At 61.8% G+C, this 14260-nt stretch carries 17 protein-coding genes; 5 read left to right on the top strand and 12 right to left on the bottom strand.

All coding sequences use genetic code 11. The annotated features are described in order from the left end of the window. The first annotated feature begins 84 nt into the window (after nt 1–84). Together FIU90_RS12255 and FIU90_RS12260 are read left to right on the top strand one after the other, a co-directional pair. Nucleotides 85–507 carry a Fur family transcriptional regulator gene (locus FIU90_RS12255; protein ID WP_152435027.1) on the top strand — a complete coding sequence of 141 codons (423 nt, stop codon included), beginning with the start codon at nt 85–87 and terminating at the stop codon, nt 505–507. After that, nucleotides 500–1444 carry a 1-acyl-sn-glycerol-3-phosphate acyltransferase gene (locus FIU90_RS12260; protein ID WP_234029514.1) on the top strand — a complete coding sequence of 315 codons (945 nt, stop codon included), beginning with the start codon at nt 500–502 and terminating at the stop codon, nt 1442–1444. The genes FIU90_RS12255 and FIU90_RS12260 overlap by 8 nt, the downstream gene beginning before the upstream one ends. Here FIU90_RS12260 and FIU90_RS12265 read toward each other — a convergent pair. The 8 genes from FIU90_RS12265 to FIU90_RS12300 all read right to left on the bottom strand — a co-directional run bounded on the left by FIU90_RS12265 (nt 1441) and on the right by FIU90_RS12300 (nt 8220). Further along, entirely contained in the window at nt 1441–2325 is an 885-nt protein-coding gene (locus FIU90_RS12265) for a LysR substrate-binding domain-containing protein (RefSeq protein ID WP_152435029.1), read from the bottom strand. The two genes, FIU90_RS12260 and FIU90_RS12265, sit on opposite strands and share 4 nt — an antisense overlap. 96 nt (nt 2326–2421) lie before the next feature. After that, nucleotides 2422–3354 (bottom strand): hemolysin family protein, encoded by a 933-nt coding sequence (locus FIU90_RS12270; RefSeq protein WP_152435030.1) that lies wholly within the window; start codon nt 3352–3354, stop codon nt 2422–2424. A 33-nt stretch (nt 3355–3387) separates the two neighbouring features. Beyond that, on the bottom strand, nt 3388–3876 hold the full coding sequence (ybeY, locus tag FIU90_RS12275) for an rRNA maturation RNase YbeY (RefSeq protein ID WP_152435031.1): 489 nt from the start codon (nt 3874–3876) through the stop codon (nt 3388–3390). 3 nt (nt 3877–3879) lie between these two features. After that, nucleotides 3880–4272, bottom strand: coding sequence for a hypothetical protein (locus FIU90_RS12280; protein ID WP_152435032.1), 393 nt, complete (start codon nt 4270–4272; stop codon nt 3880–3882). A gap of 9 nt (nt 4273–4281) precedes the next feature. Continuing rightward, nucleotides 4282–5325: a PhoH family protein gene (locus tag FIU90_RS12285; protein WP_152435033.1), complete on the bottom strand. Its 1044-nt coding sequence runs from the start codon at nt 5323–5325 to the stop codon at nt 4282–4284. Nucleotides 5326–5450: 125 nt separating this feature from the next. Further along, entirely contained in the window at nt 5451–6785 is a 1335-nt protein-coding gene (gene miaB, locus FIU90_RS12290; protein ID WP_152435034.1) for a tRNA (N6-isopentenyl adenosine(37)-C2)-methylthiotransferase MiaB, read from the bottom strand. A gap of 35 nt (nt 6786–6820) precedes the next feature. Then, nucleotides 6821–7738: a hypothetical protein gene (locus FIU90_RS12295; protein WP_152435035.1), complete on the bottom strand. Its 918-nt coding sequence runs from the start codon at nt 7736–7738 to the stop codon at nt 6821–6823. Nucleotides 7739–7758: 20 nt separating this feature from the next. After that, nucleotides 7759–8220 carry a peptidylprolyl isomerase gene (locus tag FIU90_RS12300; protein ID WP_152435036.1) on the bottom strand — a complete coding sequence of 154 codons (462 nt, stop codon included), beginning with the start codon at nt 8218–8220 and terminating at the stop codon, nt 7759–7761. A 95-nt stretch (nt 8221–8315) separates the two neighbouring features. On the opposite strand from FIU90_RS12300, the gene mgtE reads away from it, so the two are divergent. Genes mgtE through FIU90_RS12315 form a run of 3 tightly spaced genes read left to right on the top strand, consistent with a single transcriptional unit; the run spans nt 8316 to nt 10499 of the window. Beyond that, nucleotides 8316–9764 carry a magnesium transporter gene (gene mgtE, locus FIU90_RS12305; protein ID WP_152435037.1) on the top strand — a complete coding sequence of 483 codons (1449 nt, stop codon included), beginning with the start codon at nt 8316–8318 and terminating at the stop codon, nt 9762–9764. A gap of 46 nt (nt 9765–9810) precedes the next feature. Beyond that, nucleotides 9811–10200, top strand: coding sequence for a DUF1489 family protein (locus tag FIU90_RS12310; protein ID WP_152435038.1), 390 nt, complete (start codon nt 9811–9813; stop codon nt 10198–10200). 53 nt (nt 10201–10253) lie between these two features. Then, nucleotides 10254–10499 carry a hypothetical protein gene (locus FIU90_RS12315; RefSeq protein WP_152435039.1) on the top strand — a complete coding sequence of 82 codons (246 nt, stop codon included), beginning with the start codon at nt 10254–10256 and terminating at the stop codon, nt 10497–10499. Here FIU90_RS12315 and FIU90_RS12320 read toward each other — a convergent pair. The 4 genes from FIU90_RS12320 to FIU90_RS12335 are packed head-to-tail and all read right to left on the bottom strand — an operon-like array spanning nt 10492 to nt 14232. Continuing rightward, the gene (locus FIU90_RS12320) at nt 10492–11298 is read right to left on the bottom strand and encodes an SDR family oxidoreductase (RefSeq protein ID WP_152435040.1); all 807 of its coding nucleotides are present in this window, start codon (nt 11296–11298) and stop codon (nt 10492–10494) included. The two genes, FIU90_RS12315 and FIU90_RS12320, sit on opposite strands and share 8 nt — an antisense overlap. Next, entirely contained in the window at nt 11295–11990 is a 696-nt protein-coding gene (locus FIU90_RS12325) for a DsbA family oxidoreductase (RefSeq protein WP_152435041.1), read from the bottom strand. Before FIU90_RS12325 ends, FIU90_RS12320 begins: the two co-directional genes overlap by 4 nt. Then, the gene (nudC, locus tag FIU90_RS12330) at nt 11987–12916 is read right to left on the bottom strand and encodes an NAD(+) diphosphatase (protein WP_152435042.1); all 930 of its coding nucleotides are present in this window, start codon (nt 12914–12916) and stop codon (nt 11987–11989) included. Before nudC ends, FIU90_RS12325 begins: the two co-directional genes overlap by 4 nt. Next, nucleotides 12913–14232 (bottom strand): serine hydrolase, encoded by a 1320-nt coding sequence (locus FIU90_RS12335; protein ID WP_152435043.1) that lies wholly within the window; start codon nt 14230–14232, stop codon nt 12913–12915. Before FIU90_RS12335 ends, nudC begins: the two co-directional genes overlap by 4 nt. Nucleotides 14233–14260 lie beyond the last annotated feature (28 nt).

The raw sequence follows: 14260 nt of genomic DNA on the forward strand, positions 1-14260 counted from the left end.
CCCGTCTCGTATAAGAGGCGGGGTGCTTTACTTTCGGGTGGTCGCAGGACATGCGCCTGTACCCAAGACGTGACGGAGCTTTGCTTGAACCAGAAGATCGATCTTGAACAATTGTGCGCCGAGAAAGGCCTGCGGATCACCGAGCAGCGCCGCGTGATCGCGAAAGTGTTGTCCGAAAGCGAAGACCATCCCGATGTCGAAATGCTGCACGAACGTGCCTCGGCCATCGATCCCAAGATCTCGATCGCGACCGTCTATCGCACCGTGCGCCTGTTCGAAGAGGCGGGCATTCTCGACCGCCACGATTTCGGCGATGGACGCTCGCGCTACGAGCCTGTGCCCGAAGCGCATCACGATCACCTGATCGATGTCGAGACGGGCAAGGTGGTCGAATTCGTCGACCCCGAAGTTGAATCGCTCCAGCGCCAGATCGCCGAAAAGCTTGGCTACCGCCTGGTCGATCACCGCATGGAACTCTATGGGGTCAGGCTCTCACGGGATGACTGACGATCCTGCCGAACACGGCATAGACGCACCGGAAAGCAAAATTTGGGAACTGCGTGTCGCCGCTGCGCGCGGGGAACCGACGCCGATCTCATTCATGGGCTGGCTGCGCATTATCACCCGATCGCTCGGCCTGATCCTGCTGCTGCTGATTTTCGTGCCGTTGCATTACATCTATCGCATCTTCAAGTACGGCTCGCCCTTCCCCATGCTTTTCCTGCGCTATGCGGCGCGGGTTTGCGGCTGCAAGGTCAAAACACACGGCACCCACCTGCGACGCGACGTGTTCTATGTCGCAAATCACGTTTCGTGGATGGATATCCTTGCCCTGGCAGGTGCATGCGGCACGGCGTTTGTTGCCAAGGCCGAGCTGGCGGAAACGCCGGTGGTAGGCTGGCTCGCCTCTCTCAATCGCACCGTTTACGTAAAGCGCGAAAACCGCCTCGGCGTGGCTGAGCAGATCAACGCGCTGAAAGAGGCGCTTGCGGACAACTGGGCGGTAACGGTTTTTCCTGAAGGGACGACGACTGACGGTCATTCGCTACTCCCCTTCAAAAGCAGCATGCTTTCGGTTCTGGAGCCCCCGCCGGATGAGGTATTCGTCCAGCCGGTCATGCTCGATTACAATTCTGTTGCCGAATGGATCGGGTGGGTCGGGCAGGAAAGCGGCCTCAACAATGCCAAGCGCGTGCTTGCGAGGCGCGGAACTTTCACTCTGCACATGCACTTTCTCGAACCGTTCAGCCCAGAGGAAATCCGTGGGCGAAAAGCGATCGCCGCCGAGGCGCGCAAGCGTATCGAGGAAGCCTTGCAGAAGGCGCTCGGTAAACCCGTGCGTCAGTTCGCGCACGACGTGCCGCCGATACGCTACGACGCGCCCGAAGGTGCAGAAGGCGTGGGGGTGGTCAAGAAAGCGACAAGCCTGGAAGAACCCGACTAGAGCCCTGCGCGGACCAGCCAATCGTGGAACAGGCGCACAGGCCGCGATTCCAGAGCGGTCGGCTTGCACACGAACCAGTAGCTGTAAGGACTTTCGACCGTTTCGCCAGAGAGATCGGTCAGCCGGTTATCGGCAGCGCGGCGCATGTGATCATCGTGCATGATCGCGATGCCGAGCCCCTGCGCAGCCGCCTCGAGCATGAGCTGGCCTGAATCGTAATGATCGATCGCAGCAGGCTCCATGTCGTCGAGATTATGTGCCTTCTTCCAGGCGGCAAAGCTCTCAGGCAATTCGTTGTGGATCAGGAATGTCTGCTTGGCGAGGCTCTCTTTCGTCACCTCTCCGCCAACCGCGCGCGCGATCTCTTTCGAGCAAATCGCGTGAACGAGGTTGTGGTCGAGCCTCACCGCATGGAGGCCCGACGCGGGACCTCGCGAGAGAATGATCGCTGCATCGAGCGTGTCGCCCACCCGGTCCTCGAGATGCGGGCCTGTGTCGATATCGATGTGGAGCAACGGATGACGTTTCCGAAGCTCGCCCAGGCGCGGAAACAGGCGCTGGCTCCCGAAGAGGGGCAAAACGCCAAGCCTGAGGCGCAAGAGCGAGATATTATCGGATTGGCTTTCGACCGCGCGTGCAAGCGATTCAAGGTGCGGGTTCACGGCCTCGTAGAAGGCTTGCCCCTCATCGGTCAGTTGCATCGACTGGCGAGCACGCGTGAACAGCTTCTTGCCGACGAATTCTTCGAGATTGGTGATGCGGCGCGAGAGCGCGGAGGGGCTGAGGCCAATCTCCTCGGCAGCAGCACGCGCCGATCCAAGACGGACGGTTCGCATAAACGCTTCGAGGGCGCGCAAAGGGGGCAAGCGACGTGAGGGCATCCGGAGTTCTCCTCGTTTACGGGGAGATACTCGGAATTACATCTATCGGATGCAAAAAATCGAAGAAAATTGCAGCTTCAATCGCAAAAAATGCGATTATTGCAACTCGTTCGCATTTTGCGGCGTTTCAGGGGCATGCAGTCGTAAACGTTTGACGTGCGTTGCATCGCCGGCAGTTACTTCGATCCGCCACCCGCTCGGATGTTCGAGGATCGTACCGACAGGCGGCACCTGCTCGGCCAGAACAAACGCCAGCCCTCCCAGCGTATCGACCGCTTCCTCCACTTCGGCAAGGCGCGGATCTACTGTCTCAGCCACGTCATCCAGTTCGGCACGTGCATCGCAATCCCACATGCCCTCCCCGATGGGGACGATCAGTTCTTCGGGCGTTTCGTCGTGCTCATCCTCGATCTCGCCGACGATCTCTTCGACCAGATCTTCGATGGTGATGAGCCCGTCGGTGCCGGAAAACTCGTCGAGCACGATGGCAAGGTGGACCCGGCGTGCACGCATGTCCGCGAGCACATCGAGCGCGCCGCGAGCTTGCGGTACGTAAAGCGGCTGGCGCATCAGCACCGTCCAGTCGCGCGGCGGTTTCCTGCCGTTTGCAAGGTAAGGAAACACGTCCTTGATGTGGATCATGCCGATCACATCGTCCAGTTTCTCGCGATAGACCGGCATGCGCGAATGGCCGTTCTCGCTGAAAGCGGCGACCAGTTCTTCCCACGCAATCGACGCTTCGACGCCGACGATCTCTCCGCGCGGCACCGCGACATCATCCGCATCGTGCTCGCTGAAATGGAGGAGGTTGCGCAACATCTGCCGCTCGACCGGCGTCAGGTCGCCGTTCGGGCTCGATTGCTCATCGCTGCCAGCGTCTTCGTTTTCGTCTTCGTGCTCGTCGATCGCTTCCTCAAGCTGCGCGCGCAGCGAGCGATCGGTGTCACTGTCGAAAAACTTGCGGAGCGCGAGCCACAGCCCGCGCTTGCTACTCTCCGCTTCTCCGGAGGGGGATTGGGAATCGGGCATTGGTCTCCTCAGGGCCCATTGAGTGATTACTCGCTAGTGATCACGGTCCCCATATGGGTCCAGTATGTCCATTTTTGCAAGTGCCGCGATTTCGAGTTTTTCCATCGCCTCTGCTTCCTCGTCTGAATGGACATGATCGTGCCCTGCGAGATGAAGCAGGCCGTGCACGATCAGGTGCGCGGCATGGTGTTCGAGACTGATGCCCTTCTCCGCCGCCTCTCGCGCGCAAGTGTCGTGCGCGAGCGCAATATCGCCGAGCATGACCGGCGGGCCGTTGGCAGCCAGTTCCAGCAGTTCCGAACGCTCTGTCATCGGAAAGCTCAGGACGTTGGTCGGCTTGTCGCGCTGGCGCCAATCACGGTTGAGCAGGTGAACCTCTTCATCGGAGGTGAACAGGATGCTGGCCGAAAGACGACTATTGGCGATGGCCGGTTCGACCTCAGCCAGTGCCGATGCGGCGCGCGCAGCCAAGGCCGTCCAGTCACCCGACGGCCAGTGTTCGATGTCGATGTCTAGCTCCACGCCTCAGTGCGTCCTTACCTGATCGAACGGAATTCCGTCACAATAGGGATCGGGTCCGAGGTTCACGAGTGGTCCCCATAAATGCGCTCTCACGAAGCGATCATAACAGATCTTGGTGCCGCCTTCCGGGATGAAGGTGGCGAACATAATGAATGACCAGCTGGACAGGATCACTCCACCAAGACCGATCCGCCAGCGTACCCTGACACTCCCATTTGCCGCCCGCCAAGCGAAATACGCGACCATCAGCATAAGATAGGCAGATAGACCGAGCATCCACCACTCCCGGTCGTGGAAGATCAGAAACAGGATGATTAGGGGAAACCCGAAGTAGAGCGAATATTTTGCGAACCAGATCAGAGGCCAGATTCGGGTGTCGCTGTCAGGGTGGCGCATCGAACTGGATCAGCCGTCCTTACCCTCATAAGCCTCGACGATGCGGCCTACGATCGGGTGGCGCACGACGTCGGCGGCGGTGAAGCGGATCGTGCCGAAGCCTTCGACGTCCTCCAGCTTGCCAACCGCATCGGCGAGACCCGACATGGAATCGCCGCCCGGAATATCGACCTGTCGCGGATCGCCGCAGATCACCATGCGGCTGTTCTGGCCAAAGCGAGTGAGGAACATCTTCATCTGCTCGCGCGTGGTGTTCTGCGCCTCGTCGAGGATCACGAAGGCATCGGCGAGCGTGCGCCCGCGCATGAAGGCGATCGGCGCGATCTCGATCTCGCCGCTTTCGATCCGGCGCTCCACCTGTTCCGGCGGCATGCAATCGTAGAGTGCATCGTACAAGGGGCGCAGATAGGGATCGACCTTGTCCTTCATGTCGCCGGGCAGGAAGCCGAGCTTCTCGCCCGCCTCGACCGCGGGGCGGGAGAGGATCAGGCGCTGGACGCTGCCGGTGATGAGCTGGCTGACCGCCTGCGCGACCGCGAGATAGGTCTTGCCGGTCCCCGCCGGTCCCAGAGCAAAGATGATGTCGTCGCGCGCCAGGCTGCGCATATAGGCGACCTGCGTTGCCGAACGCGGCACGATCGTCTTGCGCCGCGTCCGGATCATGATCGGCGGCTTTTCCTTCTCGCCGCTGATGATCCCCTCGAGCGTCGGCTCGTTCGACATGGCGATGAGCGATTCGATCGCGCCGCTATCGAGGTCCTGCCCCTGCGCCAGCCGGTCGTACATGGTGTTGATCGTCTCGCGGGCCCGGGCGACATTGTCCTCCCGGCCCTCGATCACGATCTGGTCGCCGCGGGCATGGATCATCACCGAGAGGCGGTTTTCGACCTGTACGAGGTTTGCGTCGAATTCGCCGAACAGGGCGCCGAGCAGGGACTGGTTGTCGAATGTCAGTTCGGCGCGTGCGCGGCGGGCCTCGCGTATGGGAGTGGGATCAGGTGAGATTCTCGGCTCTTTGGCGGAATCGTCTGCGCGTGTCGGTCTACGGCCCATAAAATCCTTTTGCTCAAGGCGGACAACAACCCGCCTTCGAGTCGAAAAGGTAAGCCCGATCCGCCGCAAAGCAAGCAGGTGGTCCGCTCGTAACGGTGGAAAGTCTCAGAGCCGTAACGTGTAAGTCAAACGGTCACGGGCTGGTTGAGTGCACCGCGGATCGAGTTGGGGCCGGCTTCGACAAGCTCCACCTCTACCATGTCGCCAATCTGGCAATCCGCCTCGAACCACACCGATTGCAGCCACGGCGACTTGCCGAGCCACTGGCCGGGGCGCTTGCCCTTGCGCTCGACGAGCACGGTGCACGTCCTGCCCTCGCTCGCCCGGTTGAACGCGAACTGGTCGCGATTGAGGCGTGCCTGAAGCCGCTGGAGGCGGTCATCCATCACTTGCCTGTCGATCTGGTCGTCCATCATCGCTGCCGGCGTGCCGGGGCGCGGTGAATATTTGAAGCTAAAAGCCTGCGCGTAGCGGACTTCGTCGACCAGTTGCAGCGTATCCTTGAATTCCGCCTCGGTCTCGCCGGGGAAGCCGACGATGAAATCGCCCGAAAGCGCGATATCGGGCCGGGCATCGCGGAACCTTTCGAGCAGTCGGAGATAGCTTTCCGCCGTGTGCGCGCGGTTCATCGCCTTGAGCACCCGGTCATTGCCCGACTGCACCGGCAGGTGGAGATAGGGCATCAGTTTGTCGACTTCGCCATGCGCGGCGATAAGATCGTCTTCCATGTCGTTGGGATGCGACGTGGTGTAGCGAATGCGCTCCAGCCCATCGAGCCGCGCCAGCGCGCGGATCAGGCCCGCGAGGCCGATAGCGCGGCCCGCATCGTCCTCGCCGCCCCACGCGTTGACGTTCTGCCCGAGCAAGGTGATCTCGCGCGCGCCCGCCTCGATCAGCTTGCGAGCCTCATCGATCAGGTCACTGTAAGGGCGCGAGATTTCCGCACCGCGCGTGTATGGCACCACGCAATAGGTGCAGAACTTGTCGCAGCCCTCCTGTACGGTGAGAAAAGCGGTCGGCGAACGCTTGCGCCGCTGCGGAAGCGAGTCGAACTTGGCGATCGCCGGCATGTCGGTATCGGTCGCGCGCTCGCCCGCCACCGCCTTATCGAGCATTTCCGGAAGGCGGTGATAGGCCTGCGGGCCGACCACCATGGAAACCGCCGGCGCGCGCGCCATGATCTCCTCGCCCTCGGCCTGCGCCACGCAGCCCGCGACCGCGATGATCGGCTTCGATCCGTCCGGCTTTTTCAACCGGCCGATATCCGAATAAACCTTCTCGGCCGCCTTCTCGCGGATGTGGCAGGTGTTGAGCACGACAAGGTCCGCCTCCTCGCCCTCAGGCGCAGGGGCGATGCCCTTTGCGCCCAGCAGCTCGGCCATGCGCTCGCCGTCATAGACGTTCATCTGGCAGCCGAAGCTCTTGACCCTGTAGGTCTTGGGGGGATTCTGCGGTTTCATGATGCGCGGGCGTTTAGCGGGAAGCGCGCGCGGGTTCAATCATCGTCATGGCGCCGCGCTATATGCACGCACGGCACGAACTGGCGAAAGCCTGCGCCGGGGTGTTCCTTGTCGGGCGCCCCGCATTCGACCATCGGTTTGCGAATGTCGTTGGCGCGCACAACCGCCAGCGCATCCTCGCTGTCGTAAGCGGCGATCCACGTGATGCAGTCGGCGAGCGGCCTTATCTTGTGCTTGGTGAAGGAGCCGTTTGCGGGACCGCAGTTGATCGTGAAGACGTCGGAAGCAGGAGCAGGACCGTATCGCGCGAAGCGTCGCAGCACCTCCCCGCGCTCGTTGAAGACCAGCCGCCTCATATCGTTGGTCATCGCCTCGCCGCGATAAAAGGGTGAGGTGTTGAACATGTAAGCACGCACGTTCGGGTACTTGATCGATATCTCGGTCGCGAGCGCTCCGCCCAGCGAATGTCCGGTTGCGATCCACGGAACATCGTCGTCAAAGCGCGCCATTTCGGCCTCGAAGTAGCGCAGTGCGATGTCGATCTGGTCGTCGCGCAAAGTACCGTAGAAGATATCGGTGAAGCCGTCGAAATCGGTCCCGCGAAACGACACGATGCGTGCGATTGGCTGGCGCTCAGGGTCGCCTGCACTGCCGGGCGCGAACTGTTCGAATACCTCGTAACCGAAGCCCTTCCTCAAGTCCTCCTCGGCAATCTCCAGCCGTTCGAGACGCTTCAGGTTCGGTCCCGGATCCTGAAACAGATCATCGTCGCCGACATAGGCGTTGGTCGCCGCGATCGCATACGGATACGCCTCGACAGCCGCCGAACGAACGAAACCGCACCACCCGCCCGGCTCAACCCGGCACGGGGAGCGCGATTGCGAAATATCGGGATAGGTGACGCAGCCGCTGAGCAGGAGTAGCGCGAGCGCCATCGGGATAGCGCGCAGCATCACCGAAAGGCCCTTTCAGTTCAGGCGATCGTCGCCTTCACGATCTTACCAGGCTGTGCGGGCGGCTCTCCCTTGGGCAGCGCGTCGACGTGCTCCATCCCCTCTTCGACCTGGCCCCAGACGGTATACTGACCGTCGAGGAATTCGGCGTCGTCGAAGCAGATGAAGAACTGGCTGTTCGCGCTGTCGGGCACCTGCGTGCGCGCCATCGAGCACGTGCCGCGAGTGTGCGGCTCGCTGTTGAACTCGGCCTTGAGGTCGGGCTTGTCGCTGCCGCCCATGCCGGTGCCGGTCGGGTCGCCACCCTGCGCCATGAAGCCGGGGATCACCCGGTGGAACACGACGCCATCGTAGAAGCCCTCTTTCGCCAGCTCGGTGATGCGCTCGACATGCCCCGGGGCGAGATCGGGGCGCAGCTTGATGACAACGTCCTTGTGCTCGCCATCGCCGGTATCGAGGGTGAAGGTCAGTTTTTCGGCCATGGTGTGAATCTCCTTTGATTTGCCGGGCGGTATAAAGGGTTGAACGTCAGAGTCACCTGCTTGCTTTTCGAGTGCGCGCCCCTAAACCCTCCCGCATGGTCGATCCGACGCATCTTCACGACGAAACCCTCGTTGCCGACACGGCGGAGGAAGAGGTGCGCCCCGACGACCGGATCGACGACGAGCGCCACGACGAGGAAAACCGGCTCAAGCCCGAATTTGTGAAAGGCGTGCGCGAAGCGCTGGAGGCGGACGACAAGGGCGCGGTCTACGATCTCGTCGAACCGCTCCATCCAGCCGATATCGCCGACCTCATCGAGCTTCTGAGCACCGACGAGCGCGCGCAGCTCGCCGCATCGATCACCGACCTGATGACCAGCGACGTGGTCGCCGAGTTGAACGATCACGTCCGCGAGCTGATGATGGAAGCGCTCGAGCCCGAGGACGTCGCGACCATCGCCGAACAGCTCGAAACCGACGATGCGGTGCAGCTGCTCGAAGACCTCGACGAGGACGACCAGAAGGCGATCATCGCCGAACTCGAGCCGGAAACCGCAGAGGCGGTCAATTCCGCGCTCGCCTATCCCGAAGAGACCGCCGGGCGCCTGATGAACCGCCACGTGGTGGCTGTGCCCGAACACCTCACGGTCGGCGATCTCATCGATTACCTGCGCGAGGAAGGTAATCTCGAACACGACTTCTTCGAAGTTTTCGTCGTCGACGAGCAGCACCACCCGGTGGGAACCTGCGCCCTCAGTTGGATCCTCACCGCCCCGCGGTGGGTCAAGCTCACCGACGTGATGAAACGCGACCAGACCCTGATCCCGGTGACGATGGATCAGGAAGAGGTCGCCTTGATGTTCCAGAAATACGCGCTGATTTCGGCCGCCGTGGTGGACGAGAACGGACGGCTCGTCGGCCAGCTAACCGTCGATGACATCGTCCACATCATCTCCGAAGAAGCTGGCGAGGATGCGCTGCTGCTTTCGGGTGCGGGCGACGGTGACATCAATGAGCCGATCCGCGAGGCTTATTCCAGCCGCGTGCGCTGGCTTATCGCGAACCTCGGCACGGCTGTCGTCGCTTCCGCGATCATCGCCTTTTTCGGCGCGGCGATCGAGAAGCTTGTCGCACTTGCCGTACTCATGCCCATCGTCGCGAGCATCGGTGGCAATGCGGGGACGCAGACGATGGCGGTCGCGGTTCGAGCCATCGCGACCAACCAGCTGACCCGCGCCAACACCCGCCGCATCTTGTGGAAGGAATTGCGCGTTTCGCTGCTGAACGGTGGAACCGTCGCAGTGCTGATCGGGCTTGCTGCGGCAGTCCTTTTTACTCCGATGATGGGCGGGGTGATTGCGCTCGCCATGATCATCAACATCGCGGTCGCAGGCCTTGCAGGCGTTCTCGTGCCGGTGGTTTTCGAAAGGCTCGATCAGGACCCGGCAGTCGCATCGTCGGTGTTCGTTACCATGATCACCGACTCGATGGGCTTTTTCGCTTTCCTCGGCCTCGCGGTAGCGAGCGGACTTGTGACAATGTGAGGAATCGGGGGTTGAGCCGTAAAGCGCTCGCCTCCATCTTGGCCTCATGCCCCTTCACCTGACCAAGATCGCGTTCGGCGCGCAGAGCTATTCCGATATCGAAAGCTGGTATGCCGGTCGCCGCAGCCCCTATCTGACAACCAAGTATCGTCCGACCAAATGGGAGCAATGTATCGGCGGCTCGCTTTACTGGATCCACCAGCACAGCATTGTCGCCCGGTCCGAAATCACCGGCTTCACCCAGGGGGATGACGGACGTTGGCGGATCGAGCTCAAGCCCGAACTTATCCGCGTTCACCCGCGCCCCAAGCGCGCACATCAAGGCTGGCGCTATCTCAAGGGCGAACCCCCGCGCGATCTCGCTCCGGGCGAAGACATTGGCGACGCGTTGCCCGGCAAGCTGATGGTGAAACTGGAGAAGCTCGGCCTGGTCTGAATTCTCGGAACCTTGCAGCATCCTTCCCCATTGATCGGGAAAGGAGAATTTACATGCCAGAACGTCAGAGCCTTCATCCCGACAACGAACTAATCGCAGAACTGACCGAGCAAGCGACGCCCTCGCACCAGGGCAGCGCGGATGGTCTCGTCAATGTCAGGGTAGGAAAGCGCGCCGAGATGAATGCCGCTACCGATCCCGACAATCGTGAGCCGGTAGTCGGCTCGGACAATCCGGTCGAGGATGCCCGCAAGGGCCCTAAGACGATGCAGGCGATCAAAAAGGGCGAAGCTAACTAGGTTTCGCGTCTCTGAGCTGCTCCATCACCGACCTGACATCGTGCTGGGAGTCTTCTTCGGCAGGTAGCGCGAATTCATCGTAGCTCGCATAGAGTTCACCCATCCGCTCGGCGATGCGGATTTGGTTGTAACCGTGGCTGACGACGAAACGCCGGCGCGACAGGATCTGTGGCAGGATGATGTCGACATAGGCTTCGACATCCATCCCGAACTTCATGAACCGCTCCGGGCCCAGCGGGGTGAATACCCAGCCGGGCACGATCAGGCCTGCATGAACGTGCGGCGGCAAATCTTCGCGGAAACTCTCGGTCAAACCGAGTACCGCGTGCTTCGCCGCGATATAGGCCGCCGTCTGTTGGACCGCGCAGAAGAAGCTGTTCTCGCTGCCGGTATTGTAGATCGCGCTTTCGCTCTTCTGCTCGATGAGGCGCGGAGCGAAGGCGCGACAACCGTGCCATACGCCCCAGAAATTGACATCGAAATGCGCGCGCGCCGCTTCGACATCGACCTCCCATAGCGGCCCGTGGACTCCGCTTTGTCCGGCATTGTTGAGCACAAGATCGACGCTGTCGAACCGCTCGAATGCGACATCGGCTAGCGCCTCGACCTGCGCGAGATCGGAAACATCGCAGGCCTGGGTTGCGAGTCCGTCCACGACCCTTGCACGCTCGAGTGCAGGCGTTGGAAGGTCCGCGACCAACACCTCTACGCCCTCATGTGAAAGCCGCTTGGCGATCGCAAGCCCGATCCCGCTCGCTCCTCCGGTGATGACGGCCGAGCGAGGGGAGAAACCGTTCATAGCGCCGCTGCTCTCGACTTCTCAACCACGCGCCTCAGCACGTTCACGTAAGTCTCTGGCGGCTGCGCACCGGGGACCATGAATTTGCCGTTCACGATCATTGCGGGAACACCGGATATGTTGAGATCCCACGCCTGCCGTTCTTCGCCGATGACGCGCGCTTCCAGTTCCTCGTCCTCGAGCGCCGCTTTCGCCGCCTCGCGGTGGAGACCGACGCCGGCGGCAATGTCGAGCAGGACGTCGCGATCGCCGATACGTTTGCGTTCGTTGAAATGGGCTTTGAACAAGGCAAGCTTTAGCTGCGTTTGCACCTCCGGCCCCGCCTGTTCGAGCGCGAAGGCGAGCAGCTTGTGGGCATCGCGCGTGTTCCACATCATCGCAGGCGGCGCTTGCGTTTCGTTGCCCTCGTAGGAGAGCGACACGCCCGCCTCCTCGGCAATCGCCTTCATCTGTCCGCGCACCGCTGCGCCCTCTTCGACCGTGCGGCGATACTTGCGTTGCAAGTGCGCTTCCTGCTCTTCGCCCTCTGACGGCATGTCGGGGTTGAGTTCGAACGGACGCCAGCGGATCTCGGCCTCGATCTCGCCTTCGAGCGCGTCCAGCGCCCTGGTCAATTGTCCGTATCCGATCGCGCACCACGGGCACATGACGTCGGAATAGATATCGATCGTGACTTTTTCGGCTGCGCTCATTTCGATTTCTCCAGCCACCATCTTAGCAGGCTGTGCGCGATTGCGGCAGGGGGCGGCGCGTTGAAGGGGCCGGGTCCGTCGGCGCCGCGCTCGGTCGGGATGTTATCCATAGCCAGCGCCACCTCATCGCGCGTGAACCAGCGCGCTTCCTCCAGCTCCTCGACATCGAGGGTGATCTCGGTTTCGTCAGTCTGGGAATAGCAGCCGATCATCAGCTGGCTCGGAAAGGGCCAGGGCTGGGTCGCAACATATTCGACATCGCGCACACGCAGGCCCGCCTCTTCCCACACCTCGCGCGCGACGGCTTCCTCGATCGTCTCGCCTGGTTCGACAAAGCCCGCAAGCGCGGAAAATGCGCGCGGGGGAAAGCGCGGCTGTCGGCCCAGAAGCAGCCTGCCGTCGTTTTCGACCAGCATGATCGTGACAGGATCGGTGCGCGGGAAATGCTGCGCCTGACAGCTATCGCAATTGCGCTGCCAACCGCCTTTGGCAATCTTGGTCGGAGAACCGCAGCGGGCGCAGAATTTGTGCCGGGCATGCCAATCGACAAGGCTGCGCGCTCCGCCATAGATCGCGAGGTCGGCAGGCGAGAGTTGCTGGATCGCCTGCCACGCGCGCGGCATCGCATAGGCCGGACCGGTCGCTCCATCATTGGGCACCACGGCAAAACACGCCCTTTCATCGAGCAACCCCAGAAATACGAGTTCCGCATCCGGATCGACATCGGCGAGCGTCCCCCAGACGAGCCCGCCCGCATCGTCGATCACGGGCAGAAGCCCGTCGAGCATCAGGACTTTCGCCCGCCAGTTCATGTGTTCGGCGAGCTTTTCGGGATTTACGCGGATCAGGTCGGCGCGGTCTATGGGAGAACCCGCAAAGGCGATCGGACCCGTGCGCGCGAGCTCTGGATGCGCCGGGTGATTCATCCGGCTGCCTTGGCCGCGCGCATTGCCTCTAGATCCTTTTTCAATGCTGCGATGAACTCGTCTCGCATCGGATAAGCTTCGGTCGGCATGTATTGCGTCCAGAGCGCCGAGCGCAGACCGAGGTTGTAGTCGACCGCTGCGATCGTCCCGGCTGCTCCGCCCCATCCGAACTGGCCATTCGTGGAGCGACCGCCTGCGCCGTGCCCCTGCCCCGCGATCCAGGTGTCGCTCACATCGACGGTATCGGGAAGAAGGTTGGAAGTGCCGACGCGCACCGCTTCTTCGCTCATCACGCGTTCACCATCGAACATTCCGTAGTTCAGCAACATACGGAGGAAGCGGTCATAATCCTTGGGCGTCGACACGAGCCCGCCGCCACCCGAAGGCACCTTGGGCGCATCGGTGTAGATTGTCGCTGCCGCCGGATCGAGCGGCAGGGGCAACCCTGCGAGAATGCCGTAATTGTCGGTCATCCGGGAGACTTCGCTTTCCGGAACTGTCATCCACGTGCTGTCCATGCCGCACGGTTCGAAGATGCGTTCATTGAGGAAAGTCTCGAAATCCTTGCCCGACACCACTTCGATTACGCGACCGAGCAAGTCGATACTGCACGAATAGCTCCACTTGGTCGCGGGTTGGTACATGAGCGGCAGCTCGGCCAGGCGGTCAGCCCATACCTCAAGGCTCGGCGCGGGCGTGACCACCGGGATCCCAGGGATCGGGATACGGCTGACGCGGCCACCGACCAGCCCCGCATCCTGATAAGCCTTGAGCAGCGGTCCCTTGCTGGTGATCAGATAGCCGAGGCCCGCTGTGTGAGTAAGCAGATGGCGGATCGTGATCGGCGTTTCGGCCGCCACGGTGTTCTCAAGCGGACCTGCGGGATCAACCAGCACTTGCATGTCGCGGAATGCAGGCATCACGTCATGAAGCGGCTGGTCGAGGGTCAGGAGGCCGTCATCGATCAGCATCATCGTCGCCATGCCGGTGACAGGCTTGGTCATGGAATAGATGCGGTAGAGAGAGTTTTCGTCCACCCGCGTCGAACCGTCGAGCGAGAGTGTGCCCCCGCCTACGGTGTGGGCGTGGTCTTCCTCTCCCCAGCCGAAGGTGAGGAAAAGGTTCGCGACCTTGCGCTGGGAGACATACTTGTCCGCCAAGGCTGCGACAGTCGGCCAGGATTGGCTGACATCGTGAGCGAGCAGGCCGCGCCCCATCGGGAGCGAAGCGAAGGCTGCACCGGCGGCGAGGTACCCTCCACCGCGAAACAGCGAACGGCGCGTAAGGTCTGCAGGCTCAAATTCACGAAAGGCCATGGGGCAAAATCTCCGATGGGTCTGTTTG

It is taken from the genome of Erythrobacter sp. THAF29 (assembly GCF_009363635.1).
Lineage (GTDB): Bacteria > Pseudomonadota > Alphaproteobacteria > Sphingomonadales > Sphingomonadaceae > Erythrobacter.